The 434-nt window shown below is 47.0% G+C and carries 1 protein-coding gene and 1 pseudogene; both read left to right on the top strand.

Going from position 1 to position 434, the window contains the following annotated elements:
- A pseudogene (locus A3739_RS29705) lies at positions 1-225 on the top strand (hypothetical protein); the annotation flags it as partial.
- Positions 225-434 (top strand): efflux RND transporter permease subunit (locus A3739_RS08145; RefSeq protein ID WP_156502469.1); only part of this gene is annotated, 210 nt, incomplete at its 3' end. The pseudogene A3739_RS29705 and the gene A3739_RS08145, both read left to right, overlap by 1 nt.

Below are 434 nucleotides of genomic sequence, written 5' to 3'. Positions count from 1 at the left end.
ATCTCATCAATTTATAGCACTAACCTCGTATTTAAAGTGGTCAATGACCGACTTGAATCACTGAACGTGGACATCATTGGTAACTTGTATAGCGATACACAAAGAGACCGAATTTTAGTACGCAGCAACCAACTGGAGGATGGCGACAGAATCATTACCACCCAGCTACCCAAAGCCATCAATGGCTTGAAAGTTTCTATTCAAGGCGCGGAGGTGGTTAAGTAATGGCGCTCGACACAGGGAAACACAAGCACGATTTAATCGGACGGTTCGCGCAGCACCGTGTTGCCGCTAACTTGTTGATGCTGATACTGCTGATCGCAGGAGCGGTATCTCTGCTCAAACTCAACACACAATTTCTCCCCTCATTTCAGCCCGATTATATTACAGTGCGTGTCATTTGGCCGGGAGCCAGTGCTGAAGACGTTGCTAAG

It is taken from the genome of Oleiphilus sp. HI0067, from assembly GCF_001635735.1.
This window is presented reverse-complemented; position numbering and strand designations above follow the sequence as displayed.